Origin of the sequence: uncultured Tateyamaria sp. (assembly GCF_947488715.1) — a bacterium.
Lineage (GTDB): Bacteria > Pseudomonadota > Alphaproteobacteria > Rhodobacterales > Rhodobacteraceae > Tateyamaria.
The window spans coordinates 133,980-160,407 of the sequence record NZ_CANLAG010000005.1 but is presented as its reverse complement, the minus strand read 5'-3'; the positions used below and the strand labels follow the sequence as shown (position 1 = coordinate 160,407).

At 62.8% G+C, this 26,428-nt stretch carries 23 protein-coding genes; 15 read left to right on the top strand and 8 right to left on the bottom strand.

Annotated features, from left to right (window positions below; all coding sequences use genetic code 11):
- Positions 1-55 precede the first annotated feature (55 nt).
- Genes Q0936_RS13065 through Q0936_RS13055 form a run of 3 tightly spaced genes read right to left on the bottom strand, consistent with a single transcriptional unit; the run spans position 56 to position 2,867 of the window.
- Entirely contained in the window at positions 56-469 is a 414-nt protein-coding gene (locus tag Q0936_RS13065) for a hypothetical protein (protein ID WP_299295029.1), read from the bottom strand.
- Between the two features lie 44 nt (positions 470-513).
- Entirely contained in the window at positions 514-1,839 is a 1,326-nt protein-coding gene (locus Q0936_RS13060) for a GH1 family beta-glucosidase (RefSeq protein WP_299295031.1), read from the bottom strand.
- Positions 1,840-1,841: 2 nt separating this feature from the next.
- Positions 1,842-2,867 carry a substrate-binding domain-containing protein gene (locus tag Q0936_RS13055; RefSeq protein ID WP_299295034.1) on the bottom strand — a complete coding sequence of 342 codons (1,026 nt, stop codon included), beginning with the start codon at positions 2,865-2,867 and terminating at the stop codon, positions 1,842-1,844.
- 244 nt (positions 2,868-3,111) lie between these two features.
- On the opposite strand from Q0936_RS13055, the gene Q0936_RS13050 reads away from it, so the two are divergent.
- The 5 genes from Q0936_RS13050 to ugpC all read left to right on the top strand — a co-directional run bounded on the left by Q0936_RS13050 (position 3,112) and on the right by ugpC (position 9,819).
- The gene (locus tag Q0936_RS13050) at positions 3,112-4,470 is read left to right on the top strand and encodes an ABC transporter substrate-binding protein (RefSeq protein WP_299142703.1); all 1,359 of its coding nucleotides are present in this window, start codon (positions 3,112-3,114) and stop codon (positions 4,468-4,470) included.
- 126 nt (positions 4,471-4,596) lie between these two features.
- Positions 4,597-5,832 carry a sugar ABC transporter permease gene (locus tag Q0936_RS13045; RefSeq protein WP_299295035.1) on the top strand — a complete coding sequence of 412 codons (1,236 nt, stop codon included), beginning with the start codon at positions 4,597-4,599 and terminating at the stop codon, positions 5,830-5,832.
- Positions 5,833-5,859: 27 nt separating this feature from the next.
- The gene (locus tag Q0936_RS13040) at positions 5,860-7,014 is read left to right on the top strand and encodes a carbohydrate ABC transporter permease (RefSeq protein ID WP_299295037.1); all 1,155 of its coding nucleotides are present in this window, start codon (positions 5,860-5,862) and stop codon (positions 7,012-7,014) included.
- 9 nt (positions 7,015-7,023) lie between these two features.
- Positions 7,024-8,679 carry an alpha-amylase family glycosyl hydrolase gene (locus tag Q0936_RS13035; protein WP_299295038.1) on the top strand — a complete coding sequence of 552 codons (1,656 nt, stop codon included), beginning with the start codon at positions 7,024-7,026 and terminating at the stop codon, positions 8,677-8,679.
- A gap of 51 nt (positions 8,680-8,730) precedes the next feature.
- Positions 8,731-9,819: a sn-glycerol-3-phosphate ABC transporter ATP-binding protein UgpC gene (gene ugpC, locus Q0936_RS13030; protein ID WP_299142712.1), complete on the top strand. Its 1,089-nt coding sequence runs from the start codon at positions 8,731-8,733 to the stop codon at positions 9,817-9,819.
- An 11-nt stretch (positions 9,820-9,830) separates the two neighbouring features.
- Here ugpC and Q0936_RS13025 read toward each other — a convergent pair whose 3' ends face one another.
- Complete coding sequence (locus Q0936_RS13025; RefSeq protein WP_299295040.1) at positions 9,831-11,033, bottom strand: ROK family transcriptional regulator; 1,203 nt, start codon at positions 11,031-11,033, stop codon at positions 9,831-9,833.
- A gap of 151 nt (positions 11,034-11,184) precedes the next feature.
- On the opposite strand from Q0936_RS13025, the gene Q0936_RS13020 reads away from it, so the two are divergent.
- The 6 genes from Q0936_RS13020 to Q0936_RS12995 all read left to right on the top strand — a co-directional run bounded on the left by Q0936_RS13020 (position 11,185) and on the right by Q0936_RS12995 (position 16,322).
- Positions 11,185-12,204: a sugar ABC transporter substrate-binding protein gene (locus Q0936_RS13020; protein ID WP_299142716.1), complete on the top strand. Its 1,020-nt coding sequence runs from the start codon at positions 11,185-11,187 to the stop codon at positions 12,202-12,204.
- A gap of 83 nt (positions 12,205-12,287) precedes the next feature.
- Positions 12,288-13,355 carry an ABC transporter permease gene (locus Q0936_RS13015; RefSeq protein WP_299142718.1) on the top strand — a complete coding sequence of 356 codons (1,068 nt, stop codon included), beginning with the start codon at positions 12,288-12,290 and terminating at the stop codon, positions 13,353-13,355.
- Entirely contained in the window at positions 13,355-14,122 is a 768-nt protein-coding gene (locus Q0936_RS13010; protein WP_299295043.1) for an ATP-binding cassette domain-containing protein, read from the top strand. The genes Q0936_RS13015 and Q0936_RS13010 overlap by 1 nt, the downstream gene beginning before the upstream one ends.
- A gap of 1 nt (position 14,123) precedes the next feature.
- The gene (locus Q0936_RS13005) at positions 14,124-14,741 is read left to right on the top strand and encodes a nucleoside/nucleotide kinase family protein (protein WP_299295046.1); all 618 of its coding nucleotides are present in this window, start codon (positions 14,124-14,126) and stop codon (positions 14,739-14,741) included.
- A complete protein-coding gene (locus Q0936_RS13000) occupies positions 14,720-15,652 on the top strand; it encodes a carbohydrate kinase (protein WP_299295048.1) in 933 nt (310 codons plus the stop codon). The genes Q0936_RS13005 and Q0936_RS13000 overlap by 22 nt, the downstream gene beginning before the upstream one ends.
- A gap of 4 nt (positions 15,653-15,656) precedes the next feature.
- Positions 15,657-16,322, top strand: a complete 666-nt coding sequence (locus Q0936_RS12995) for a D-lyxose/D-mannose family sugar isomerase (RefSeq protein ID WP_299295049.1) — start codon at positions 15,657-15,659, stop codon at positions 16,320-16,322.
- Here the strand turns inward: Q0936_RS12995 and Q0936_RS12990 are convergent.
- Entirely contained in the window at positions 16,309-19,713 is a 3,405-nt protein-coding gene (locus Q0936_RS12990; RefSeq protein WP_299295050.1) for an indolepyruvate ferredoxin oxidoreductase family protein, read from the bottom strand. The genes Q0936_RS12995 and Q0936_RS12990 overlap by 14 nt on opposite strands.
- A 126-nt stretch (positions 19,714-19,839) precedes the next feature.
- Here Q0936_RS12990 and Q0936_RS12985 point away from each other — a divergent pair, with 126 nt between their 5' ends.
- Positions 19,840-20,298 (top strand): Lrp/AsnC family transcriptional regulator, encoded by a 459-nt coding sequence (locus Q0936_RS12985; RefSeq protein ID WP_299295052.1) that lies wholly within the window; start codon positions 19,840-19,842, stop codon positions 20,296-20,298.
- On the opposite strand, the gene Q0936_RS12980 is transcribed toward Q0936_RS12985, so the two are convergent.
- A complete protein-coding gene (locus Q0936_RS12980) occupies positions 20,295-21,182 on the bottom strand; it encodes a LysR family transcriptional regulator (protein WP_299295054.1) in 888 nt (295 codons plus the stop codon). The two genes, Q0936_RS12985 and Q0936_RS12980, sit on opposite strands and share 4 nt — an antisense overlap.
- Before the next feature lie 99 nt (positions 21,183-21,281).
- On the opposite strand from Q0936_RS12980, the gene Q0936_RS12975 reads away from it, so the two are divergent.
- Together Q0936_RS12975 and Q0936_RS12970 are read left to right on the top strand one after the other, a co-directional pair.
- Positions 21,282-21,917, top strand: coding sequence for a YceI family protein (locus tag Q0936_RS12975; protein ID WP_299295056.1), 636 nt, complete (start codon positions 21,282-21,284; stop codon positions 21,915-21,917).
- 3 nt (positions 21,918-21,920) lie between these two features.
- Positions 21,921-22,661, top strand: a complete 741-nt coding sequence (locus Q0936_RS12970; protein ID WP_299295059.1) for an SDR family oxidoreductase — start codon at positions 21,921-21,923, stop codon at positions 22,659-22,661.
- A 29-nt stretch (positions 22,662-22,690) separates the two neighbouring features.
- Here Q0936_RS12970 and Q0936_RS12965 read toward each other — a convergent pair whose 3' ends face one another.
- Complete coding sequence (locus tag Q0936_RS12965; RefSeq protein WP_299295061.1) at positions 22,691-23,893, bottom strand: ROK family transcriptional regulator; 1,203 nt, start codon at positions 23,891-23,893, stop codon at positions 22,691-22,693.
- Between the two features lie 216 nt (positions 23,894-24,109).
- On the opposite strand from Q0936_RS12965, the gene Q0936_RS12960 reads away from it, so the two are divergent.
- On the top strand, positions 24,110-25,012 hold the full coding sequence (locus Q0936_RS12960; RefSeq protein WP_299295063.1) for a glucokinase: 903 nt from the start codon (positions 24,110-24,112) through the stop codon (positions 25,010-25,012).
- Here the strand turns inward: Q0936_RS12960 and Q0936_RS12955 are convergent.
- Entirely contained in the window at positions 25,009-26,406 is a 1,398-nt protein-coding gene (locus Q0936_RS12955; RefSeq protein ID WP_299295066.1) for a pyridoxal-dependent decarboxylase, read from the bottom strand. The genes Q0936_RS12960 and Q0936_RS12955 overlap by 4 nt on opposite strands.
- Between the last annotated feature and the right edge of the window lie 22 nt (positions 26,407-26,428).

Here is a 26,428-nt window from a genome sequence, read left to right as displayed (position 1 = left end):
CCCCCAGAAAGTGCGCCAATAGGCGGGTTATCCACAAGATATTGCGGTTTGCCGCTCAGATGAGATCGCAATCGAGGTCCAGCACCAGTTCATTTGTCGCCGGGCTGATGTAGCTGTCGAGGGTGATACACTCGTAGTCACCCTGTGGTCGGGACCGGTCGATCGGGCGGTTGTCGTCGCCGCATTTCAGGATGCCGGTGATCTGTGCCTGATCGCCACGCACCTCTTTGACCGGGCAGCCGCTGACCTGTTCCATCGCGTATTTGGCGCGAGTGCGGATGGGGCCAAAGCGCGGGGCGTATTCGACATTTGTGCGGATCGCCTCGGCCAGGCGTCCGTTGACACGCACGTCGAAGGTGGAGCCGTCGACCGTGACTGTGGTGGCGGGCAGGCCCCGGAAATAGGGCCCGGCGCTGTTGCACGCGGCGAGGGTCAGGACAAAGACAAGCAGGGCGAGGGTCAGGCGCATGTCCCACCCTTGCCGGATCACGGTTAAGAGTGTCTTAACGCCGGTCAGGCTCCGTTCAGCATTGCCTTGAACGCGTGCCAAGAGGCTTTGGGCGTGCGTTCGAGGCTGTCAAAATCGACGTGGACCATGCCGAACCTTTTTTCGTAGCCCAGCGCCCATTCGTAATTGTCCATGAGGGACCACGCAATGTAGCCCTGCACCGGCACACCGGCGGCAATGGCCTGTTTGACGGCGTTCAGGTGGCTTTCGAAATAGGCGATGCGGGCGTCGTCCTGGACCTGTCCGTTGGTGATGACATCTGCGTTTGCCATGCCGTTTTCGGTCACGAAGAGGGGCAGATCGCCGGTGTAGTCCGCCGCCGTGCGGATCAGGAAATCGCGCAGGCCATCGGGATAGACCTCCCAGCCCATCTGGGTTTTGGGCAGTGGCCCCTCGACAGAGGTGTGGTGCGGCCAGGGGCCATCCGTCGGGGCGATGATCGAACGGGTGTAGTAGTTGATACCGGCCCAGTCGAGCGGGGTCGAGATGGTGGCAAAGTCGTCCTGCCAGCGGTCGGGCAGGTGGGCGCCCAGTGCGTCCACCAGGCGGTCTGGATATCGGCCCTTGAACGCACCAGAGACGTAGAAGTGGTTGTAGTAGTCATCGTAGAGCGCCGCGGCCTCAGCGGCTTCAGCGCTGTCATCGGCGGGTGTGGCCCATTCCATGTTGAACACCGCGCCAAGGTTGGACAGGCCCATGCCGCGCATCCGTTCGATGGCTGTGCCGTGGGCCAGCAACACGTGGTGCATCGCCCGCGTCGCGGCCCGGATGTCGCGCATGCCCGGTGCGTGGTGGCCCAGAAAATGCGACAGGAAGGCGACGCACCAGAACTCGTTGATCGTCGCCACCGAATACATGCGGTCCCCGATGCGACCCATGATCGTCTCGGCAAAGTCTCCGAGCCATCCGGCGATGTCGCGGTTGCGCCACCCGCCCTTGTCCTGCAGTGCCGAGGGCAGTTCCCAGTGATAGAGGGTCGCGCAGGGTTTGAGGCCCTGTTCCAGCATGGCGTCGGTCAGCCGGTCGTAGAAATCGAGCCCTTCGGGATTGGGCGTGCGCCCGTCCGGCATCACCCGCGCCCAACTGGTCGAAAAGCGGTAGGCGTCAAAGCCCGCCGCCTGCAACAGGTCGAGGTCCGCCTCGTAGCGGTGATAGTGATCACAGGCCTGACCGCCGTGTTCGGCCCGCACCACATTGCCAGGTGTGGCGGCAAAGTCGTCCCAAATGGTGCGCCCTGCCCCGCCATGGGCGTGGCCCTCGATCTGATACGCAGAGGTTGCCGCCCCAAAGAGGAAATCCTTGGGGAAATCAGCACGATTATGGGTGAACATAGCTAGTCCTTAACTTTGTCAGTGGAGGCACCGATCACAAATTCGGCCTCCCACAGCGTCTGTTGGTGGGGGCCGGTTGGATCGTCGATCCGGTCCAGTAGCATCTGCGCCAGCGTCGCACCGGCGGCACGTACCGAGGATTGCATCGCGGTGAACACAGGTACCGTGCTGCCGTTGCCAAAATAGCTGAGGCAGTCGTCAAAGGTGGCAATGGACACATCCGCACCCGGCCGCAGCCCGCGTTCATCCAGCGCTCGCCGCACGCCAGAGGCGCAGATGATGGACGCCGCAAGAAAGGCCGTCGGCGGGTCCTGCGCATCAAGCATCCGGGCGGCACAGGCGTGGCCGTAGTCTTCGGTCATCTCGCCGCGCGCCATCAGGGCCGGGTCCACGGCGATTCCCGCCTCGGCCAGCGCGGCCTCGAACCCTTCGCGCCGGCGAATCGCGAAATCGAGCTCTTCCTGACCGTTGATCAGGGCGATGCGGCGGTGCCCGAGCGACGTCAGATAGGCCGCAGCATCGCGAAACGCGCGCCGATTGTTCACGTCCAGCCATGAATAATCGACCGTCGCCCCGGTCGAGCGGCCATGCACCACAAAGGGCAGGCCAATCTCGGTCAGGAGCGGCAGGCGCGGGTCATTCTTGCGCGGGGCATGCACAACCAGCCCGTCGACCGCGCCGCGCGCCTTGAGGTTGCGATAGATGTCCGCCTCATCCGCCTGGCCCACGCGCGTGACCATCATGTCATAGCCGTGCGCGGCATAGGTTTCGCCCGCACCGGCCATGAAATCCCCAAAGATCGGGTTCACCATTTCACCCGAATCATTCACCGAAATCACGTGGCCGATACAGCGCGATAGCCCGGTTGCGAGCCCCTGCGCGCGGGTGTTCGGGCTGTAGCTGTGTTTTTGCGCGGCGGCGACCACACGGGCGCGCGTGGCCTCTGACACCTCGGGGTATCCGTTCAACGCGCGGCTGACGGTGGTCTGGCTTAACCCCAGCAGATGAGAGAGTTCCTTGAGATTCACGGCTATTCCGGTCCAAAGCGCTTTAGGTGCCGCGACGCTACCGAACTGTGACGCAATCGTCAAAAGCTTCGGCGATTCCCGCGCTCCGTGTTAAAATAATATCACCACACACATGCACAGCGTTTGACAGGCGGGAATTTTTCAGCAACGTTCTGCGCATTCCAAAGCGCTTTGACAACTTTGGTCTGGTGCTTATGACCGGTGACAAACCGCTCGCTTGGACACCTTTGGGAGGACGATACAAATGACCAAGACACTTTTGGCCAGCGCCGCAGCGTTGGCTATCACAGCTGCAACTGTTCATGCAGATGGCCACCTGGCCTTTGCACCGGGCGAAGGCCCGTTCAGCTGGGACAGCTATGACGCATGGGCCGCTGGCGCGCCTGACCTGAGCGGTCAGACCGTGACAGTGTTCGGCCCCTGGCTGACACCCGAGGACGGCTACCTGAACAACGCGCTGGCCTATTTCGAAGCGGCCACAGGCGCGGACGTGATCTATACCGGTTCCGACAGCTTTGAGCAGCAGATCGTGATCGACGCCGAAGCGGGTTCCGCCCCCAACGTCGCCGTGTTCCCGCAGCCCGGCCTGGCCGCTGTGATGGCGTCCAAGGGTCAGTTGCACCCGCTGCCCGCAGGCACCGGTGACTGGGTTGCCGAAAACTATGCCGCTGGCCAGTCCTGGGTTGATCTGGGCACCTACGCGGATGCATCGGGCGCCGACCAGATGTACGGCTTTTTCTACAACGTGAACGTCAAGTCGCTCGTGTGGTACAACCCCGAGAACTTTGAAGACGCGGGCTATGACATCCCGCAGTCGATGGAAGAGCTGAAGGCCCTGACAGACCAGATCGTTGCCGATGGCGACACACCTTGGTGTATCGGTCTGGGTTCCGGTGCCGCGACAGGCTGGCCTGCGACCGACTGGGTCGAGGACATGATGCTGCGTACGGTTGATCCGGCAGTATACGACCAGTGGACCACCAACGAGATCCCGTTCAATGACCCGCGCGTCATCGCCGCGATCGAAGAGTTCGGCCATTTTGCCCGTGACGACGCAAAAGTATCCGGCGGTGCTGGTGCAGTTGCCTCCACGGACTTCCGTGACAGCCCCAAGGGCCTCTTCACCTCGCCCCCGCAGTGCTACATGCACCGTCAGGCGTCGTTTGTGCCTGCCTTCTTCCCTGAGGACGTAGAGTTTGGTGTCGACACCAATTTCTTCTACTTCCCGTCCTATGCGGACAAGGATCTGGGCAACCCGGTTCTGGGTGGCGGCACGCTGATGGCGATCACCGATCCATCGGATGCCACAACGTCGCTGATGGAGTTCTTCCAACTGCCTTTGAGCCACGAGATCATGATGGCGCAGACCGGCTTCCTGACACCCCACAAGGGCGTCAACACCGAAGCCTACAAGGACGACACGCTGCGCGCGCTGGGTGACGTTCTGCTGGGCGCGACCACGTTCCGTTTTGACGGCTCCGACCTGATGCCTGGTGGCGTTGGTGCGGGCACGTTCTGGACCGGCATGGTGGACTATGCAGGTGGCAAGGATGCGGCAACCGTTGCGTCCGAAATTCAGGACAGCTGGGACGCGCTGAAGTAAGCGGTTTCACCACTCACAAGACCGACCAGTCCGCCCGTGTTGCGGGCTGGTCCACTCGCCGGCCCCGCGTGCCGGTTGCGAGAAACCCCATTCGAAAACCGGGCCTCGCCATAGGGAGGAAGCCAGATGAACCCCGCACTCTTGGGACTTGTGACTATTCTTGCCGGTGTCGGCGGATGTCTTCTGTATTTTTGGGGATCGAACCAGTTCCTCGACAAGGTAATCTTTCCGGCCACCGGGCCGCAGGCGGGTCGCAATATCAACCGTGCCAATATGGTGCGCCCCTGGCTGTTCCTGTTCCCTGCCATTTTCGCGCTGGGTCTGTACCTCGCCTACCCCGTGTTCGAGACGCTGCGCCTGTCGTTCACCGACCGTGATCAGGGCGGCGCGTTTGTGGGGCTGGCCAACTACAATCAGATGGTGGCCGAGCCCAAGTTCTGGGAGGCGCTGCGCAACAACCTGTTGTGGCTTATCGTCGTGCCCGCCGCCTCGACCGCTTTTGGCCTGCTGGCCGCGCAACTGACCGACCGGATCAAGTGGGGGTCGATTGCGAAGTCCCTGATCTTTATGCCCATGGCGATTTCCTTTGTCGGTGCGGGCGTCATTTTTAAACTCATCTACGAGGCGCGCCCCGCCGATCAGAGCCAGATTGGTGTGCTGAATGCGGTCTGGCTGAACTTTGATGGTGGCATCGGGTCGTTCCTGTTCCTTCAGGCTGTGCCTGCGCTGATGCTCTTGGCCTTTGGTGCGATCGTGGCCTACGTCGGCTGGATTTTCATCCGTCCCATTGCGGAAAGTCGCCAGAATGGCGGTGGTGCCGGGTTTGTCCCGCTGCGCCTGTTTGTGGGCGGTGCCGCGCTCTATCTGGTGTACCTGTCGCTGACGTCGCTGGTGGGTGTGTTCACCTTTGACTACCCGTATGGCGAGCCGCAGACGTGGCTGACCATCCCGTTCTGGAACTCGTTCCTGCTGATGGTCGTGCTGATCTGGATCCAGACCGGCTTTGCCATGGTGATCCTGTCCGCCGCCCTGCGCGGCATCCCCGAAGAAACGGTTGAGGCCGCCATCGTGGACGGGGCCAACCCGTTCCAGATCTTTTTCAAGATCAAGGTGCCGCAGATCATGGGGACCATTGTGGTGGTTTGGACCACGATCACCATCACCGTTCTCAAGGTGTTCGACATCGTGTTCGCGATGACCAACGGCCAGTGGGAAACGCAGGTTCTGGCCAACTACATGTTCGACAAACTGTTCCGCGCCAATGACTGGGGCGTGGGGTCGGCTGCGGCCATCGTGATCATGATCATGGTGTCCCCGATCCTCGTCTGGAACGTCTACAACGCCCGCAAGGAGATGAAATGATGGCCCGCGATCGCAAGGAGCAAAATAATGGATAATATCGCTGGTTCCAAGTCGTCTCTGGGATGGGTCGTCAACATCTGCGTCGTCCTGCTGGTTGCACTGTGGGTGTTCCCCACCTTCGGCCTGCTGGTGTCGTCCTTCCGCACCGCTGACCAGATTGTCGGGTCGGGCTGGTGGGCGTCGATGTTCCCGTCGGAACAGACCGAACGCTACCGCGCCTCCGACCCGGACGAAAACCGCATCCAACGCGGTGACATGTTTGTGGTCGAAGGCAACTTCTTTGAAGAAAACAATGCCAGCGGCGACATCCAGAGCTGGGGCACCTCGTCCCGCGCGGTGGATGCCTACCAAGCGGGCGACGTCGCCGACCTGGGCGATGGCGAGACGTTCTCGATCGACGCAGAGGGCAACTATGTCTGGTCCGGCAACGACGAACAGATCAGCGGACGGGGGCAGCGCGCCTTTGTCACCGCTGTGTCGCCGCCCGAGTTCACGACCGAAAACTACGTGAACATCATGACCAGCGGCAATGACACCGACAACATGGCCAAGGCGTTCTTTAACACGCTGACCGTGACGATCCCGGCCACGATCATTCCCATCGTCGTGGCCGCATTCGCCGCCTATGCGCTGGCGTGGATGGACTTTCCCGGTCGCGCGATCCTGATAGCTTGTGTTGTCGGATTGCTGGTGGTGCCGTTGCAATTGGCCCTCATTCCATTGCTGAAACTCCATGTCGGCGTCGGCATCGGCAAAGGCTATCTGGGCGTCTGGCTGGCCCACACCGGGTTCGGGCTACCGCTCGCGATATATCTCTTGCGAAACTACATGGTCGGGCTGCCGCGCGACATCATCGAAAACGCCAAGGTGGACGGGGCGACGGACTTCCAGATCTTTACCAAGATCATCCTCCCGCTGTCGTTCCCTGCCTTGGCGTCCTTTGCCATCTTCCAGTTCCTGTGGACGTGGAACGACCTGCTGGTCGCCAAGGTTTTCCTGATCGATTCAACCGGTCAGACCACGGTGATGACCGACCAGATCGTGAACCTGCTGGGCACACGCGGCGGCAACTGGGAAATTCTGGCGACAGCGGCCTTTGTCTCGATTGCAGTGCCGCTCGCCGTCTTCTTTGCAATGCAGAAATACCTCGTGCGCGGCCTCTTGGCCGGCTCGGTCAAGTAAAGGCTCAAGATGAACAAGAAAGCAGATTTCGACATGGCCAAAGTTTTGGACGTCGATACGGATTGGTGGCGCGGTGCGGTGATCTATCAGATCTATCCGCGCAGCTATCAGGACAGCAATGGCGACGGTGTTGGTGACCTTTTGGGCATCGTGCAACGCCTGCCGCATATCGCTTCGCTGGGTGTGGACGCGATTTGGATTTCGCCGTTCTTTACCTCGCCGATGAAAGACTTTGGCTATGACGTCAGCAACTATTGCGACGTGGACCCGATGTTTGGATCATTGGCGGATTTCGACGCATTGGTCGAAACCGCGCACGAACTGGGTCTGCGCGTGATGATTGATCTGGTGCTGAGCCACACATCGGACCAGCACGCGTGGTTTGCACAAAGCCATCAGGACCGCACCAACGACAAGGCCGACTGGTACGTCTGGTCCGATCCCAAGCCAGACGGCACGCCGCCCAACAACTGGCTGTCGATCTTTGGTGGCCCCGCCTGGACATGGGAGCCGCGCCGCGAGCAGTATTACCTGCACAACTTCCTGTCGACGCAGCCCGATCTGAACTTTCACAACCCGGAAGTGCAGGATGCACTTTTGGATGTGACGCGGTTCTGGCTGGACCGGGGTGTGGATGGCTTCCGCCTCGACACCATCAACTTTTACTATGCGGACAAGGATCTGCGCGACAATCCGGCCCTGCCGCCAGAGCGGCGCAATGCCAACATCGCGCCGTCGGTGAACCCGTATAACCATCAGGAACACCTCTATTCCAAGAACCAGCCCGAGAACCTGGAGTTTCTTGCGCGGTTCCGCGCGCTGCTCGAAGAGTATCCCGGTGCCGCAGCCGTTGGTGAGGTGGGCGATGCACAGCGTGGGCTGGAGTTGCTGGGCCAGTACACGGCAGGCACCACAGGTGTGCAGATGTGTTATGCGTTCGAGTTTCTGGCGAAGGACCCGCTGACCGCCGAGCGGGTGGCGCAGGTATTTGCCGAGGTCGATACCGTGGCCGCTGACGGCTGGGCCTGCTGGGCGTTTTCCAACCACGACGTGATGCGCCACATCACCCGCTGGGATCTGACACCGGCGGCGGCGCGGGCCTATGCAACGCTGATCCTGTGTCTGCGCGGCTCTGTCTGCCTCTATCAGGGCGAAGAGTTGGGCCTGCCAGAGGCGGACGTGGCGTTCGAGGACCTGCAAGACCCCTATGGCATCGAGTTCTGGCCCGAGTTCAAGGGTCGTGACGGATGCCGGACGCCGATGGTGTGGGAACCGTCGAACCAGACCGGCGGCTTTACCAGTGGCAACCCCTGGTTGCCGGTCAGTTCGGACCACCTGAACCGGTCTGTGGCCGCGCAAGAGGACGACCCCAGCGCGCTGTTGCACCACTACCGCCGGGCCATCGCCTTTCGCCGCACGCACCCCGCCCTGGTCAAGGGCACGCATGGTGGCGTGTCTGCGGACGGGTCTGTGGTCAGCTTTACCCGGACGCTGGGCGATCAAACGCTCTATTGCGCGTTCAACCTCAGCGATGCGCCTGCCACCCACGCCTTGCCCGACGGCAGTTGGGCGACCGTTGGGTCGGAACTGGGCAGCACCGCACCGGGGCCGGACGGGCAACTGCACCTTGGGCCATGGCAAGTCGCCCTGTCGCTCAAGACCTGAACAAACGGAACCAGCGCCCGGTTCAACGGGTGATTTTTGGGAGGAAGAACAATGGCCGATCTGAAACTGACCGATGTCGCCAAGACCTACGGCGGCACGGTCAACGTACTCAACAACATCAACCTCGATATCGCCAAGGGTGAGTTGATCGTCTTTGTCGGGCCGTCCGGCTGTGGCAAGTCGACCCTGCTGCGCATGATCGCAGGCCTCGAGAAAATCTCGGACGGGACGCTTGAGATTGACGGCACGGTGGTCAACGACGTCCCCCCCGCCCAGCGCGGCATTGCGATGGTGTTCCAGTCCTACGCGCTCTATCCGCACATGACGGTGCGGGACAACATGACCTTTGCCCTCAAGCTGGCCAAGAAATCCAACGAAGAGATCAATGCCGCCGTCGACAAGGCTGCGCGTATTCTCCAGCTTGAACCCTATCTTGACCGCCTGCCCAAGGCCCTGTCTGGCGGCCAGCGTCAGAGGGTTGCCATTGGCCGCTCGATTGTGCGCGACCCCAAGGTTTATCTCTTTGACGAACCACTTTCGAACCTCGACGCCGCCCTGCGTGTCGCCACCCGGATCGAGATTGCGCAGTTAAAAGAGTCGATGCCCGACAGCACGATGATCTACGTCACCCACGACCAGGTCGAGGCGATGACGCTCGCCACCCGCATCGTGGTGCTGGCGAACAAGGGCATTGCGCAGGTCGGCAGCCCGCTGGAACTGTACGAGCGGCCCGAGAATGAATTTGTGGCCCAGTTCATCGGCTCACCGTCCATGAACCTGCTGCCCGGCGAGATTGTCGAGACCGGCGCGCAGACCAAGATCAAGATGGACAGTGGTTTGATGATGACGTCCGCCGTGCCGACAACCGATGCGGACAAGGGTCTCAAGGTCAACGTGGGCGTGCGCCCCGAAGATATGACCGTCACCACCGGCGAGGCCGTCTATGAGGGTGTCGTGGATTTCACCGAAGCCCTGGGCGAGGTGACGATCCTCTACTTCAAGGCCGAAGGCGAGGCCGCACCGGTTCTGGCCAAGATGCCCGGCATCCACCAGGACCTGCGTGGCACAACGGTCAAGGTCGGCGCTGAACCGGGCAAGGTGCAACTGTTCCACAACGGCAAGTCGCTTTACTACCGCTAAGGCCCCCTCGGTCAGCCGTGATCAAACAGAACGGCTGACCGGTCCAGCATCAATTGACTGAGGATCGGCCCCGTGGCCGCGCCGATGCCGCGGGCATTGGCACCAATCTGCCCCTCGGCTGTGGCGGGGCGGATCAATCCCCGCATGTCCTTGATCGCCATCGCGCTTTCCGTCATCTCGACCAGCCGCGCGCGCACAGCGGGTGGCATCGCGCCGTCGATCACAATCGCCTCGAAATCGAGAACCGCACAGGCCGCCACGCTGGCCGTGGCCAACGCATCCGCCGCCTGCGCCAGCCACGGTGCAACGTAGTGTTCCAGATGCGCCCAGTCCTGCGGTTGTTGCCACAGCTGTCTCGGATCATGCCCGTGGTGGATCAGTCGCAATTCTAACGTCCTGATCGACGCAAGGTCGATCAGATGCGCAGGCTGACCATCCAAATCTGCAACCGGCAAAGTGCCAAGCGCCCCTGCGTTGCGCTGGTTGCCCTCGAACACGGCGTGATCCAGCACAACGCCGCCACCCACAAAGGCCCCGACAAAGAAATACAGGTAATCGCGATATTCGCGGCCGATGCCAAACACATGCTCGGCCCTGCACGCCGCCGTCGCGTCGTTCACCATATGTGCGCGCAGGTTTGTGATCCGGGTTGTTTCCTCAACGAAATCCACGTCTTTCCACGCGGCGAACTGTTCGGCAGGCGCGCCCAGCAGCTCATGCCAGCTCCACAGCTCGAACGGGGCCGCAATGCCCACACCGCAAAGCCGTGCGCGCATGTTGTCCGACATCATCTCGCGCAGGCGGGCATACCCATCATTCAGAAACGCAAACACGTTGCTGGGCAACGGGTAGTCATAGGTTTCGCGCAATTGGTGGCGGACCTGACCCATCATGTCCAACACCAGCAAATCCGCACTGCGCCGCCCCACCTTGAGCCCGATGGAAAACATCCCGTCCGGGTTCAGCGAATAAGGCACCGTCGGCTTGCCCACCTTGCCCTTGACCGGCACGCCCTTGGACAACAGCCCGTCCTGTTCCAGCTTGCGCAGGATGACCGACGCGGTCTGGGGCGACAGCCCCGTCCGACGTGCCAGGTCACTGCCCGGCAACGCGCCGTTGCGCTGCAACACCGACATCAACAGCCGCTCATTATAGGCACGCACACCCGTCTGGTTGATCCCACCCGACAGGCTGCGCACGTGGTCCAATGTCATAAGACACATTCCTCCGCACTCGATCTTGGTGAACGGTAATTAATAAATCAAGTTGAATTATTAATTGACAGTCTCACAGAATCGCGTTTCCCTTAGGGCAGTTGCTTCCGGACGTACACGTTCGGGGCGACCACTTTTTTGGGAGGACACCATGAAGAAATTACTTTTGAGCACTGCTTGCGCGATGACAGCCATGGCAGGGGCCGCATTTGCGGATGGTCACGGCGTTTCCGCCTGCCTGATTACCAAAACGGATACGAACCCGTTCTTTGTGAAGATGCGCGAAGGTGCGACCGCCAAGGCCGAAGAGCTGGGCGTGAACCTCAGTTCTTATGCGGGCAAGGTGGACGGCGACCACGAAACGCAGGTGCAGGCGATTGAAACCTGCATCGCCAACGGGGCCAAGGGCATCCTGCTGACCGCATCCGACACCGCCTCCATCGTGCCGGTTGTTCAGCAGGCGCGCGACGCGGGCCTGTTGGTCATCGCGCTCGACACGCCGCTGGAACCGATTGACGCGGCTGATATGACGTTCGCAACGGACAACTTCCTCGCCGGTGAACTAATTGGTGCATGGGCCGCCGCCTCGCTGGGTGACGCCGCAGCGGATGCCAAGATCGGCATGCTTGACCTGGCCATCAGCCAGCCCACCGTGGGCGTGCTGCGCGATCAGGGCTTCCTGACTGGCTTTGGCATCGACGTGGGTGATCCGAACAAATGGGGTGACGAAACCGACGCCCGCATCGTCGGCAATGACGTGACCGCCGGCAACGAAGAAGGCGGCCGCCGCGCGATGGAGAACCTGCTGGCCAAGGATCCGTTCATCAACGTAGTCTACACCATCAACGAACCCGCCGCTGCCGGTGCCTATGAGGCGCTCAAGGCGATTGGCCGCGAAAATGACGTGCTGATCGTGTCCGTCGATGGCGGTTGCCCCGGCGTGCAGAACGTGGCCGACGGTGTGATCGGCGCCACATCGCAGCAATACCCGCTTCTGATGGCGTCACTGGGCATCGAGGCGATTGCCGCATGGGCCAAGGACGGCACCAAGCCTGCCGCGACAGATGGCAAGGCGTTCTTTGACACTGGCGTCGCCCTGGTCACGGACAAGCCCGCTGACGGTGTGGACAGCATCTCGGTCGCCGAAGGCAAGGACCTCTGCTGGGGCTGATCCCGCCGCAGCATACCTGACCTAACGCTTCGGGGGGCGGGCATCACGCCTGCCCCCCGTCTTGCCCGAGGAAACGCCACCCCATGTCCCCATCCGACAATTACGAATCCGCCGTCTCGACCGCCGACGCCAAGGTCGCGGAGTTCGAAGACACGCGCAAAGGCCTTGTTGGCCGCCTGCAACACACCCTGCACCAGACACCGTCGCTGGTGCCGCTGACGGTCCTGCTCTTCTCGATTGCCCTCTTTGGCATCCTGCTGGGATCGCGCTTCTTTTCGCCCTTCGCGCTGACACTGATCCTGCAACAGGTGCAGATCGTGGGCGTGCTGGCCGCCGCACAGACGCTGATCATCCTGACCGCGGGCATCGACCTCAGCGTGGGCGCGATTGCCGTGCTGTGCACCGTGGTGATGGGCAAGGCCACGTTCCAATACGGCGTGCCACCGGCCGTGTCCGTGGCCATCGGCCTGACCGTCGGCACCGCACTGGGCGCCATCAGCGGCTGGCTGGTCAGCCGCATGAAACTGCCCCCCTTCATCGTGACGCTGGGCATGTGGCAGATCGTGCTCGCCGCGAATTACCTCTATTCCGAAAACGAAACCATCCGGTCCCAGGACATCGAGGCCGAGGCCGCGTTCCTGCAATTCCTCGGCACCAAGATCCAGTTCGGCGGCGCCACGTTCACCTTTGGCGTCGTGGTGATGATCGGCCTCTTTGTCGGGCTGGCCTATGTGCTGCGATCAACCGCGTGGGGGCGGCATGTCTATGCCGTGGGCGACGACCCGGAGGCGGCAGAGCTGTCGGGCGTAGACGTGCACAAGACCTACATGACCGTCTACATGACCGCCGGTTTCATCTGCGCACTGGCAGGCTGGGTGATGATCGGGCGCTTTGGCTCCATCTCTCCGTCCGCCACGACCGGTGTGATCGGCAACATCCAGTCCATCACCGCCGTGGTGATCGGGGGCATCTCGCTCTTTGGCGGGCGCGGCTCGATTGCCGGGGCGCTCTTTGGGGCGCTGATCGTGGGCGTGTTCGAACTGGGCCTGCGCATGGCCGGGGCCGACCCGCAATGGACCTTCATGTTGATCGGCGTGCTGATCATCGCAGCCGTCGCCGTGGATCAATGGATCCGGAAAGTGAGCGCGTAATGGAACCCATCCTCAAGGCACGCGGCCTCGTCAAACGCTATGGCAAAGTGACCGCACTGGACCACGCCGACTTTGACCTGATGCCCGGCGAAATCCTCGCCGTGATCGGCGACAACGGCGCGGGCAAATCCTCGATGATCAAGGCGGTGTCGGGCGCAGTTGTCCCGGACGAGGGGCAAGTCTGGCTCGAGGGGCGCGAGGTCAACTTCCGCTCGCCCATCGACGCCCGCGCCGAAGGGATCGAAACGGTCTATCAACAGCTGGCCATGTCCCCCGCCCTGTCCATCGCCGACAACATGTTCATGGGTCGCGAGATCCGCAAACCGGGTCTGATGGGCAAGGTGTTCCGCCGTCTCGACAAATCCGCGATGGAGGCATTCGCCCGCGAAAAGCTGAACGAACTGGGCCTCGCCACCATCCAGAACATCAATCAGGCGGTGGAGTCCTTGTCGGGTGGGCAACGTCAGGGCGTCGCCGTGGCGCGTGCCGCGGCGTTCGGGTCCAAGGTCGTGATCCTGGATGAACCTACCGCGGCCCTGGGCGTCAAGGAAAGCCGCAAGGTGCTGGAGCTGATCCAGGACGTGCGCGCGCGCGGCATTCCCATCATCCTGATCAGCCACAACATGCCCCACGTGTTCGAGATCGCCGACCGCATCCACGTGCACCGGCTGGGCAAACGGCTCTGCGTGATCGACCCCAAAGAACATTCGATGTCCGACGCCGTCGCCTATATGACCGGCGCGGCAGAGCCGGAGATGGCGGCCTGATATGACGCTCGACCAGATCTGTGCGCAGATCCTCGACCGGCCCCCGACGCCACACCGGCGTCTCGTGGCCGTGGCGGGGCCGCCCGCCAGCGGCAAAAGCACACTTGCCGCAACCATCGCTGCGCGCCTGACGGCGACGGGCGAGCCGTCGGTCGTGGTGCCCATGGACGGCTTTCACCTCGATGACCGGCTGCTGCGCATCGACGGCACCCAAAGCCGCAAGGGCGCACCCAATACCTTTGACGCGGACGGGTTCGCGCGCATGATCGCCGCCCTGCAATCCGACGGCCCGGTCGTCTTTCCGATCTTTGACCGCACGCGCGAGATTGCCATCGCCGGCGCGGGCCGCGTGCCCGCGTCCTGCACGACCGTGGTGGTCGAGGGCAATTACCTGCTGCTCGATGCGGTACCCTGGAACCGCCTGCGCGCCCACTGGACGTTCTCCCTCGCTCTGCATCCCCCGATGGAAGTTCTGGTCGACCGGCTCAGGGCCCGCTGGGCCGAACATGGCAAGCCAAACGCGCAAGCATGGATTGACACCAACGACGTGCCGAATATCACCACGGTACTGACACACTCGGCTCCGGCCGACATCACATGGACGGAGACACCTTTATGATCCTGTGCGCGGGCGAGGCCCTGATCGACATGATCCCCAATGCCGACGGGGCCTATGTGCCCCATGTGGGGGGCGCAGTTCTGAACACCGCCGTGGCGCTGGGGCGTCTGGATGTGCCCACCGGGCTGGTGACCGGCCTGTCGTCGGATCCGTTCGGCCACATGATCGACGCGCACCTGACCACCAGCCATGTCGACACCAGCCACGCCGTGCGCAGCAACCGCAACACGACGCTGGCCTTTGTCCACCTTGATGGCGGCAACGCGACCTACAGTTTCTACGACACCGAGACCGCGACAAGCGCGATTGCTCCCGCCGATCTGCCCACTGTCCCCGCGGGGACAGAGGCGGTGTTCTTTGGCGGGATCAGCCTGTGCAACCTGCCCGTGGCCGACAGCCTAACCAATATGGCGCTGGGGGTTCCGGCCAGCACGCTGGTGATGGCAGACCCGAATATCCGCCCCGGATTTGCCACCGATCAGGCCGCGTACCGCGCCCGGCTGGAGCGGTTGATCGGGCGTGCGGACATCGTGAAACTGTCCGATGACGACATAAGCTGGCTGATCCCCGAAGGCGATCTGGCCGCCAAAAGCGAGGCCCTGTTGGCGATGGGTCCCAAGATGCTGCTGCTGACCGAAGGCAGCGCGGGGGCCACCGCGCTGGTCAAGGGCGGCGCCACCGTCCGCGTGCCCGCCAAACGGGTCGAGGTCGTCGACACGGTCGGCGCAGGCGACACCTTCAACGCCGGTTGCCTCGCCGCGCTGCGCAACGCGGGCGCGCTGTCGCCCGCCGCGATCCCGACGCTGTCTGAGGCCGTGCTGACCGACATGCTGAACCTTGCCGCCCGTGCGGCGGCTGTGACCGTATCCCGCGCCGGGGCGAACCCGCCCTGGGCCAACGAACTGGACTGATCCGATGAAACGATCCCGCGTAAATGACATCCTCGCAGATGGTGCCGACTTCTTTGCCAAACACGGTTGGACCGTGCCGCCCTTTGGCACCTGGTCGCCCGACGAAATGCGCAGCGACAAGGCCGCCCACATCCGCGACCGCAACCTTGGCTGGGACATCACCGATTACGGCCAGGGCCGGTTCGACGAGATGGGCCTGTTCCTCTTTACCATGCGCAACGGCGACCTGACCGAGATGGGCCAGCAGGGCGCGATGCTCTATGCAGAAAAGCTGATGATTTCGCGGCAGGATCAGCTGTCGCCGATGCACCGGCACGTTCTCAAGACCGAGGACATCATCAACCGTGGCGGTGCCACGCTGGTGCTCGAGCTCTTTACCTGCGACGCCGAGGGGCAGATCGACCGCAAGGCGGACGTGCACGTGCTGACCGACGGGGTGCCCGTCACCCTGCCCGCCGGTGGGCATCTGAAACTGCCCGTTGGGGCATCGGTCACGCTGACACCGACGACGTGGCACGCGTTCTGGGGCGAGGGTGGCGATTGCCTGATCCACGAAGTATCGACGGTCAATGACGATCTGACCGACAACATCTTTGCCGAACCCATCGGGCGGTTCTCCACGATCGAAGAGGACGTGGCCCCTACGCATCTGCTGGTCAGCGACTACTAGCACGTTCTAGCGCGGCATCGGCCTCGGGCTTGTGCCGCGCAATCGCGTCTGCCTTGACCGGGCCAAAGCCTCGAAATTCGAGCGGAGCGGCCAGAAAAACCTGAGCGGCCTCAGGATCGACAATACCTCCGGCCAACCGTTCCAGACCTGCGACGTACCACGCGATCAACGCGCGCTCTTCGCGCCGTTCGCGGGTATATCCAAACGGGTCGGCCCATGTGCCGCGCAACGCTTTGGCGCGGGCCAGAACCCGCATGACCCGCCCCATCCATGCACCGAATGCCCGTTTTTGCGGCCTGCCCTGCGCGTCCTTGCGCCAGGACAGAAACGGGGGTGCAAGGTGGTGGTGCACCGCAAACGCGCCGTCGAACTGACGGGACAGGTCCTTGGCAAAGGCCGGGCTGGCGTGCAGGCGCGCGACTTCGTATTCGTCCTTGTAAGCCATCAGTTTATAGAGCGCGCGGGCGGCAAGCGCCTGATCCTCCGGCGCGAAACCGGACGTGTATCGCCGCAGGATATCGCGATAGCGCGCGGCGTAGGCGGCGTTTTGGTAGTCGGTCAACAGGACGCTGCGATGGGCAATGATGTCGGCGGCGGTGCGTGGCCGGGTCGGGACATCACCCACATCGAAAGACGTGGGGTCGTGCGCCCAGATGCGTCCGATGTCAAAGGCACGCATGTTCTGTTCAATGGCCACAGCGTTCAGTGTGATCGCCTGCTTGATCGCCATTTCGCTGACCGGCACCATCCCGCGCTGCCACGCAGCACCCAGCAGCATCACATTGGCAAAAACGCTATCGCCCATGATCCGTTCGGCCAGCGCGTTGGCGTCAAAGGCAGCGAGGTTGGCCGCGCCTATGACATCGCGGATCGCCATCTCTCTGTCGTCGATGCGCAGATCGGCATCACGGTGCAGCACCAGATCCCCCGTCGGCATCTCGGCCCGGTTCAGCACCATGCGCGTGCCCGGATGATAGTGCGCGGAGGCCTTGGGGGAGGAGGACACCACCGGGTCACATCCAATCACCGCGTCGGCCGCCCCCTCTTCGATCCGTACCTGGTGCAGCGCGCCGGGTGTCTGTCCGAGACGGATATAGCTGAGGACAGTGCCAAATTTCTGGGCAAAGCCGGTGAAATCCAACACTGATGCGCCGCGTCCTTCGAGATGTGCGGCCATTGTGACCAGCGCACCGACAGTCACCACGCCAGTGCCGCCCACCCCCGTCACCAGCAGGTCAAATGGATTATCCAGCGACGGCAATTCCGGGGCGGGTACAGCGCGCAGTCGAGCCGGTACATCGATCATCTCAGGGTGCGCGGCGGCGCGGGTGCCGCCCTCGACCGTGACAAAGCTGGGGCAGAAGCCGGACAGACAGGACATGTCCGCGTTGCAACTGGATTGGTTGATGCGCCGCTTGCGGCCCAGCGGTGTGTCCAAGGGTTCAACGCTGAGGCAATTGCTTTGGACCGAACAGTCGCCGCATCCCTCACAGACGTCAGGGTTGATCACGGCAAAGCGCGTCACCGGGGGCAGCGTGCCTCGTTTGCGGCGGCGGCGTTTTTCCGTGGCGCAGGTCTGTTCGTAGATCAGCACGGTGACGCCCGGCACGTCGCGCAAGCTGCGTTGAACCGTGTCCAGCGCGTCGCGGTTGTGAAAGGTGGTGCCGGGTGGCAGGGCCGCGCGGTCAAACTTGGCCACGTCATCGGACACAAGCGCGATGCGCGCGACCCCTTCGGCATGGCTGGACCAGGCAATGGACGGGACGCTGACGGGGCCGTCGACCGGCTGGCCGCCCGTCATGGCAACCGCGTCATTGAACAGCACCTTGTACGTGATGTTGGCCCCCGCCGCGACGGCCTGGCGCACGGCGAGCGAGCCGGAGTGATACCATGTCCCCTCGCCCAGGTTTTGAAAGATGTGGCCCCCGCCCGTGAACCGCGAGGCCGCAGCCCACGGCACACCCTCGCCGCCCATCTGGGCATATCCGCCCGTTTCGCGGTCCATCCACGACGCCATGACGTGACAGCCGATACCGCTGGCCGCGCGCGACCCCTCTGGCACTTTGGTCGATGTGTTGTGCGGACATCCCGAACAGAAAAACGGTGTGCGTGTGGCACCGGTCACGTTCAGCAACTGGGGCGGACGGACGAGCGCGCGCGCCTTGGCGGGCAGATCGGCCTCTGGCATGAAGGGATGCAAACGCGCCGCGATCAAGGGCGCGAGCTTCAGCGGCGACAGCTCGCCCGTCCATGGGACAAGGGGCGTGCCGGTCTCATCATACTTGCCCACCATACGGTCAGGTATGTCGCGCGGCAGGTCATAGAACGCCTCTTTCAACTGGCTTTCGATGATCCCGCGTTTCTCTTCGATCACCATGATCTCGGTCTTGCCGCGCACAAAGGCGCGCGCGTCACGGCGGGCCAGCGGCCAGACCATGCCGACCTTGTAGATGTCGACGCCGTGGCGGTGACACGTCTGTGCATCCAGACCCAGAAGGCGCAGCGCCTCAAGCAGATCCAGATGCGCCTTGCCCGTGGTGACAAAGCCGAACTGTGCATCCGAGACGTTGTATTCGGGCCGGTCAATCGGGTTCGCTTCGACAAAGGCGCGCACGGCGTCCAGTTTGTGCTGGATCCGGGTTTCGATGTCTGGGCTAGGCAGGTCAGAGGGCCGGATGTGCAACCCGCCGGGTGGCGCGGTGTAGTCTGGCTGGGCAAACACCGGGTCGGGGGGCAGTTCGATCGATGCGCCGCTTTCGACGGTTTCAGAGATCGCCTTGAACCCGACCCATGTGCCTGAGAACCGGCTGAGCGCGAGGCCATAAGCCCCGAAGGTCAGGTATTCGCCGACTGACGCAGGGTTCAGCGTGGGCATGAACCACGCCATAAACGCCACATCGGATTGGTGCGGCATGGACGAAGACACGCAGCCGTGGTCGTCCCCTGCCACAACCAGCACGCCCCCCAGCGGCGACGCGCCATAGGCGTTGCCGTGTTTCAGTGCATCCCCGGACCGATCGACGCCCGGCCCCTTGCCGTACCACATGGAAAAGATGCCATCGTGTTGGCACGCGGGGTCCAAAACGGCCTGCTGCGCGCCCAGGACAGCGGTGGCACCGAGGTCTTCGTTCACGGCGGGCATAAAGGTGATATTGGCGGCCTCGGTGGCCTTGCGCGCGCGCCACAGCTCGAGGTCCAGCGCGCCCAAAGGTGAGCCGCGATAACCCGACACAAAGCCGCCCGTGTTCCGCCCGGCCTGCCGGTCGCGACGCGCCTGATCGAGCATGATGCGCACCAGTGCCTGTGTTCCGGTGAGAAACACGCGCCCTTCGCTACGCGTATAGCGATCGGCCAGTTGATAGGTCGGAAACGCGGTTTCGGCTTTGGTCATGTGCGGGCTCCTCTATGGTCAAGGATGGGCCGCGCGGGGTGGTGAAGGTTACCAGATGTGGCGTGAATATGCTTCTTTTCGAACTGATTGTTCGGTATTTTGAGAGTTTTCGGATAGATTACTCACATGAAGCTGGATTCGCGTGATCATACCCTCTTGCGCCTGCTGCAAGCCGACAGCCGGATGTCCAACGCCGACCTGGCCGAACAGGTAGGCATGTCCGCCTCTGCCTGCTGGCGGCGCGTGCGTGCCCTGGAAGAGGCGGGGATCATCACGCATTACGGCGCGGTTGTGGACCCAAAAGCGGCGGGCCTGCGGTTTCAGGCAATTGTTCACGTCCAACTGGCCCGCCACAGCGAAGCGGATCTGGAGGCGTTTATCCGTGCCGTGTCTGTGCGGGCCGAAGTGGTCGAGTGTTATGCCACCACGGGTCAGTCTGATTACCAGATGCGCGTCCTGTGCCGTGACATCGACGCCTATAACGCGTTTCTCGAAGGGTTCCTGTTTCGCCTGCCTGCGGTGGCCAGCGCGCAGACCAACGTGGTTCTGCGCGAGATCAAGGCCAACCGCGGTGTAACGCCCTAGAGCTGCGCACGCAGAAAGTCGATGACCGCCCGCACCTTGGCGGGCAGGTAGGCACGGCTGGGATAGAGCAACCAGGCCGCCGTATCAAAGGCCGTGGCTGTCACCGCGTGGTGCGGAAACAGGTCCACCAGATCGCCGCGTGCGATGTCACCGTCGGTCATCCAATCCGCCAGCAACGCAGGCCCCAGACCCTCCCGCGCCGCCGCGCGCAGTGCCAGCGCGTTTGAAATCAGCAGTGGGCCAGACACCGGTACAACGGTCTCTGCACCACCCGTTAGGAACCGCCATTCGGTGCGATAATCCGGCAGGGTCATGCGCAGGCAGTCGTGCGCAGCCAGCGCAGCAGGCGTGGGTGGCGCACCCTGTTCCGCGATGTAGGCGGAGGATGCCACGACACGGTAACGCGTCGACATAAGGCGTGTGCTGATCAGGTCGCCTTTGGGTGCCGGTGCCAGCCGAACCGCGATGTCCACCTGTGCGGCGACCAGATCAAGCGTCTGGTCACTCAAAACCAGTTCCAGCTCGATCTCGGGCAGTTGGCGGCGCAACGCGCCGAGCTGTGGCACAATCACCTCGTGGCCGAATGCGACTGAGGCCGTGAGCCGCACGCGCCCGCCCGGTTGTGTTCCGATGCGCGCCGCCGCGTCCCTTGCGAGGTCCAGATCATCGAGCAGTGGCCCTACACGCGACAGGTAGAGCGCGCCCGCTTCGGTCACTGTCAACTGGCGGGTCGAACGCTGAAACAGGCGCAGGCCCAGTTGCGCCTCGACCGTGGCGACCAGACGGCTGACCGATGACGGGTCTACATCCAGCACACGGGCGGCCCCGGCAAAGCTTTGGTGGTGCGCGACAAGTTGCAGTGTTCTGAGGGCGTCGGTGTCCATTCGTGCAATTTACGCATCAATCTGATGCTCGCAAGGGCATTTTTTGCGTAAGTCGCAAGGCGTACATCCGTTGGCATCACACAGTCAAAGGAGACACCCATGACACGCACCATTCCCATTGCAGCCCTTTTGCTTGCCGCCAGCCAAGCCCATGCCGAACCGACCGAGTGGACGCTTGACCTGGGTCACGCGCACGTCGGCTGGGAGATCAACCACATGGGGCTGAGCCGGACCGTCGGTCGGTTCAACAGCTTCGACGGGACCTTCCTGATCGACGAAGCGGCACCCGAAAACTCTCAGATCACCTTTACCGTCGATGCCGCGAGCGTGGACAGCAACCACCAGCAGCGCGACGATCACCTGCGGCATGCAGACTATTTGAACGCGGCCGAAGCGCCCAAGATCACCTTTGCCTCAACCGACATCCTGATGTTGACGCCAACAAGCGGGAAACTGACCGGGGATCTGACCCTGCGCGGGCAGACGGCACCGGTGACGTTGGATTTCACGATGGTGCGGGACCGGACCTATCCCGACTTCATCCCCAATTACGAAGAGGTGCGTGTTGTCGGGTTCGAGGCGAGCGGAGAGATCTTGCGCCTGGATCACGGCATGGATTTCATCGCCTTTCTCGACAGCCCCACGGGGCTGAGCGTTGATCTCGACCTGCATTTCGACCTGGTGCAATGCGCGGGTGCAACGGATGCCAACATCCCCTGCACATGGGGCCGCTGAGCGATGGAGCATCTGGCGGGAAAGACAGTTGTGATCACCGGGGCCAGCAAAGGGATTGGCGCCGCCACGGCGCGCGTTCTGGCCGGTCACGGGGCGGACGTGGTGGTTGCGGCGCGCGATATGGAGAAGCTAAAGGCGCTGGCCGCCGATATTGGTGGTCGCGCTGTCCCGTGTGATGTCTGCGACTTTGATCAGGTTCAGGCGCTGATGGCAGAGGCCGGGGACGTGGACATCCTGATCAACAATGCAGGCACCATCGACCCGATCGCACGTCTGGCCGATAGTGATCCTGCTGCGTGGGGACAGGTGGTCGATGTCAACGTCAAGGGCGTCTATCACGGCCTGCGCGCGGCCCTACCCGGCATGATCGCGCGGGGCAGCGGTACCGTGATCAACATGTCATCGGGCGCGGCCACCTCGGCGCTGGAGGGCTGGAGCCATTATTGCGCGACCAAGGCGGCGGTGCTGTCCCTGACCCGCGTGGCCGACAAAGAAGTCCGCGACAAAGGCGTGCGCGTGATGGGTCTGTCGCCCGGCACGGTGGCCACAGACATGCAGCGCGACATTGCGGCCAGCGGGATCAACCCGGTCAGCCAGTTGGATTGGGGCGCGCATATCTCTGCCGAATGGGTGGCCCAGGCCATCGCCATCCTGACCGGTGCGGTGGGCGACGCGTGGTGTGGGCAGGATTTCTCGCTCAAGACCGATGAAGGGCGGGCAGCCGTCGGATTGCCGCCCCTCTGACCCGCCAAAACAGCAGCGACAGTACGGCGTCAGGTGTCTTGCACCGCCTCAACCGCACTGTCCTGCACAAAGTCGAGCGCGTGGGCCGCGGCACCGCTGGCCCACATCAGGTTGTCCCATTTGTGCACGACCACCGCGGGGGCGGGTTTGTCGATCTGGACGATGCTCTTGCCCATCTCTTCGATCACCGCATCCGCATAGAGGTGGTCAAATTGCATCTGTTCACCGGCAAGGATGACCAGTTCGGGATCAAAGATGTTCACCAGATTGGCCAGCCCGATGGCAAACATCTTGCCCGCGCGTTCGATGACCGTGCGCGCCGTCGGGTCGCCTGTCTTGGCCGCTTGCAGGATGGTGTTCACAGCTTGGGCTGTGGGCATGGTCAGGCTGACGCCACCCACACTGGTCGCCTCGCGCACCAGCGCATAGTCCGCCACATAGGCCTCAAGACAGCCGCGCTGGCCACAGCGGCACAGCGCGCCGTCCAGATGCACCTTGGTATGGCCAAATTCCGCACCACATCCGCGCGTGCCGCGATAGACCTGCCCGCCCAGAACCATGCCCATGCCAACGCCGCTTTCGATGGTAACCACAATGAAATCAGAGTGGTGTTTGCCCTCTCCAAAGATCATTTCCGCCTTGGCCACGAGGTTGGCGTCATTGTCGAGATAGGCAGGCAAGCCAAGATGCCGGGTCAGAACCTCACCAAATGGCACGTTGCGCTGGTCCAGCGACGGCGACCAGTACACCAACCCGTGTGTTGCATCGACAATCCCCGCCAGACCCACGCCCAGCCCCGAAATGTCGGCCCGCTTGCGCCCGACTTTGGCGGCCAACCGGTCGAGGCCCGTGGCAATTTCCTGCGCCAGGGCTTCGGGTGCCAGACTGCGTTCCTGCAAGGGGTGTTCATGGTCCGCGACCCGTTGCCCGTCAAAGTCGATCAGCACCAGCGAAATGGACACGTCCGACACCTTGAGGCCCGCAATCAAATGCGCCTCGCCCGCGATCCTCAGATCCACGCGGGGTCGGCCCCGTGCGGCCTCGTCGGTACGGGCATCGCGGGGCACTTCGGCAATCAATCCGCCGCGCAGCAATTCCGCCGTCACCGAGGTCACGGTTGCCCGGCTGATTCCCGTGCGTTCCGCCAGATCAATGCGCGGCAATGGCCCATGTTGCGCGATTTCGCGCAGCACACGCCGCCTGCTTTCGACTTTCTGGTGGCCAAACGCCATAAAGACCTTCCCGGACTTTGTTTACAGGCTCAAACCTGACCTTTTTTGAGACGCTTGTCCAATTTAATTAGCCTTCCAAATTAAAACACCGTAAGAGGAACAACGTTGCAGCGCCCGAACAGGCGACGCCGGGCCGTTGGAACCGCAGAATGGCCGCAGTCCGAGAAATCAGGCGCCCGTGTCCGGCGCTGACAGACAAAGTGGGTAGACACATCAATGCTGTATCTTGTTGCAGATGTCGGAGGCACGAATTGCCGCCTTGCACTGGCTGATGAAGGCGGAGTGCGCGCGGAAACGGTGCAGCGGTTTCGCAATGAAAATTACGCGGGCTTTGCCGATGTTGCGCGCGCCTATATGGCGGATCACCCACCGCTGACGGCAGCCGCCGTTGCGATTGCGGGCCCTGTGGGCAAGGGCGAGGGACGCCTGACAAACCGCGACTGGCACTTCGATGCGGCCACGCTGGCTCAGGAATTGTCGTTGGAGGCAGTGTATCTGCTCAACGATCTCGAAGCGCATGGGCACGCGATCTGTGTGTTGTCCGGCCCGTCCCTGCACCACCTCAGCGGTACGCCGGTCGAGGACGAGCCGCAGGCGATGGTTGTGGGGCTTGGCACCGGGTTCAACGTGGCCGTCGCACACCGCCCGTCGGGTGTGGTTTTTGCCGCCGAGATGGGACACGCACGGGTGCCGCAATCTGTTGCGACCATCGTGTCCGAGGCGGTCAAGGATCCATCTGAATTCGCAACCGTAGAGCATTTGTTGGCAGGTCGCGGATTTGCAAATCTGCACCGCGCGCGAACCGGCGTAACCTGCAAACCCGAAGATGTCGGGACCTCGGAAGGTGGTCAGCAGACGATCGAAGTGGCCGCCCGCGCGCTGGGTGCTCTGGTCCGGGAACTGGCCTATATCTACCTGCCCGAGGGCGGTATTTTCTTTAACGGCAGTCTGGCCAAGACGCTGATCCAGTCGCCCTACGGGGACATGACGCTGGCACCCTTGCTGGCGGATGATCGGTTTGGTGACCGGATGCCGCGCATTCCGACCTATCTGATGACCGACGACGCATCCGCGCTGCATGGTTGCGCGCGCTATCTGGCTGTGTCGCAGCCGGGCTAAAGCGCGCGCGCGATCTCGGTGATCGTGTCGAAGGCCGTGTCGAAATCCCGTTCTTCGCAATCGAATTGCCCGGCGGTAAAGCGGATGACCTTTTGCCCGTCGACCAGCGTTTGCGTCAGGTAGATGCGCCCGTCATCGTTGATCGCATCGACCAGTCGCTGCGTCGCGTCATCAGACGCGCCCGCCACCTTGAACGTCCAGAGCGACAGGATCGGTTCGGTCACGATGTCAAAGTCATCCTCCGCCCCCAGACGGTGGCAGAGCGCCTGACTCCACGCGACGTGATTCCGGATACGCGTGCGCAGCCCCTCCATCCCGTAGTGGCGCATCAGGAACCACAATTTGAGCGCGCGGAACCGCCGTCCAAGCGGGATCGACCATTCCGAATAGTCGGTGATGTCGCCCTGCGCGTGGGTTTTCAGGTACTCCGGTCGGATGGCGAGTGTCTGGCGCAGCAGATCGGGATCACGCAGGAAATGCGCCGCACAGTCGAATTGGGCGCCAAGCCATTTGTGCGGGTTGAAGACAATGCTGTCGAACTGGTCCGCACCCTCCCACAGCGGGCGAAATTCGGGACATATCATCGCCGTTCCAGCCCAGGCGGCATCGAGATGGGAACAGAGGTTTTCGCGCGCGGCGATGCTGGCTACGGCCTGCAGGTCATCACAGGCGCCCATACCCGTTGCGCCTGTTGCGGCGATGATGCCCGCAGGCACGTATCCGGCGGCCCGGTCCTGGGTGATGGCGTCCTGCAGCGCCGCCGGGTCCATCGCGCGCAAGTCGCCTGTGGTGGCGATCTTGACCAGGTTGTCCTGACCGATGCCCGCCACCCAGATGGCGCGATCAATCGAGCTGTGAACCTGGTCGGAACAGTAGATCCGCAAGGTCGGTTGCCCCGACAGGCCCCGCGTATTGCCCGCCCAGTCCAGCGCGCGTTCGCGCATCGTCAGCACCGCGGCCAGTGTGGCAGAGGACGCGCTGTCCTGGATCACACCCTGAAAGGCCGGGTCGAGGCCCAGCCCCTGCCGCAACCAATCCATCATGCGCGTTTCCATCTCGGTCGCGGCGGGCGACGTCTGCCAGAGCATGCATTGCGGCGCGATGATCGACGCGAGGAACTCGGCCAGAACGGATGCAGGTGCCGCATTGGAGTTGAAATAGGCGAAGAAACGCGGGTGCTGCCAATGGGTGATGCCCGGCATCACGATGGTTTCGAAATCGGCCATGATGTCCGCCAGGCCGGTGCCGTCCTCGGGCGGGGTTGCGTCGAGCTGTGCTGCGATGTCGCCGGGCGCTGTTTGCGCGCGCACGGGCCGGTCCCGCAGGGTCCGGTGATAGTCGGCACCCCAATCGGCGGCGGCCTTGGCGTGGTCGGCGAAGTCATCCCAGCTCATCGTGTCATCCTTTTGATCCGGT

Bases quoted from the DNA above. Each gene is read 5' to 3' on its own strand.
- Q0936_RS13045 (WP_299295035.1), top strand. From the start codon at position 4,597: ATGAACCCCGCACTCTTGGGACTTGTGACTATTCTTGCCGGTGTCGGC.
- Q0936_RS12990 (WP_299295050.1), bottom strand. From the start codon at position 19,713: ATGACCAAAGCCGAAACCGCGTTTCCGACCTATCAACTGGCCGATCGC.
- Q0936_RS12985 (WP_299295052.1), top strand. From the start codon at position 19,840: ATGAAGCTGGATTCGCGTGATCATACCCTCTTGCGCCTGCTGCAAGCC.
- Q0936_RS12960 (WP_299295063.1), top strand. From the start codon at position 24,110: ATGCTGTATCTTGTTGCAGATGTCGGAGGCACGAATTGCCGCCTTGCA.
- Q0936_RS12980 (WP_299295054.1), bottom strand. From the start codon at position 21,182: ATGGACACCGACGCCCTCAGAACACTGCAACTTGTCGCGCACCACCAA.
- Q0936_RS13015 (WP_299142718.1), top strand. From the start codon at position 12,288: ATGTCCCCATCCGACAATTACGAATCCGCCGTCTCGACCGCCGACGCC.
- Q0936_RS13035 (WP_299295038.1), top strand. From the start codon at position 7,024: ATGAACAAGAAAGCAGATTTCGACATGGCCAAAGTTTTGGACGTCGAT.
- Q0936_RS13025 (WP_299295040.1), bottom strand. From the start codon at position 11,033: ATGACATTGGACCACGTGCGCAGCCTGTCGGGTGGGATCAACCAGACG.
- Q0936_RS13020 (WP_299142716.1), top strand. From the start codon at position 11,185: ATGAAGAAATTACTTTTGAGCACTGCTTGCGCGATGACAGCCATGGCA.
- Q0936_RS12995 (WP_299295049.1), top strand. From the start codon at position 15,657: ATGAAACGATCCCGCGTAAATGACATCCTCGCAGATGGTGCCGACTTC.
- Q0936_RS13050 (WP_299142703.1), top strand. From the start codon at position 3,112: ATGACCAAGACACTTTTGGCCAGCGCCGCAGCGTTGGCTATCACAGCT.
- Q0936_RS12970 (WP_299295059.1), top strand. From the start codon at position 21,921: ATGGAGCATCTGGCGGGAAAGACAGTTGTGATCACCGGGGCCAGCAAA.
- Q0936_RS12975 (WP_299295056.1), top strand. From the start codon at position 21,282: ATGACACGCACCATTCCCATTGCAGCCCTTTTGCTTGCCGCCAGCCAA.
- Q0936_RS13060 (WP_299295031.1), bottom strand. From the start codon at position 1,839: ATGTTCACCCATAATCGTGCTGATTTCCCCAAGGATTTCCTCTTTGGG.
- Q0936_RS13000 (WP_299295048.1), top strand. From the start codon at position 14,720: ATGGACGGAGACACCTTTATGATCCTGTGCGCGGGCGAGGCCCTGATC.
- Q0936_RS13010 (WP_299295043.1), top strand. From the start codon at position 13,355: ATGGAACCCATCCTCAAGGCACGCGGCCTCGTCAAACGCTATGGCAAA.
- Q0936_RS12955 (WP_299295066.1), bottom strand. From the start codon at position 26,406: ATGAGCTGGGATGACTTCGCCGACCACGCCAAGGCCGCCGCCGATTGG.
- ugpC (WP_299142712.1), top strand. From the start codon at position 8,731: ATGGCCGATCTGAAACTGACCGATGTCGCCAAGACCTACGGCGGCACG.
- Q0936_RS12965 (WP_299295061.1), bottom strand. From the start codon at position 23,893: ATGGCGTTTGGCCACCAGAAAGTCGAAAGCAGGCGGCGTGTGCTGCGC.
- Q0936_RS13040 (WP_299295037.1), top strand. From the start codon at position 5,860: ATGGATAATATCGCTGGTTCCAAGTCGTCTCTGGGATGGGTCGTCAAC.
- Q0936_RS13065 (WP_299295029.1), bottom strand. From the start codon at position 469: ATGCGCCTGACCCTCGCCCTGCTTGTCTTTGTCCTGACCCTCGCCGCG.
- Q0936_RS13005 (WP_299295046.1), top strand. From the start codon at position 14,124: ATGACGCTCGACCAGATCTGTGCGCAGATCCTCGACCGGCCCCCGACG.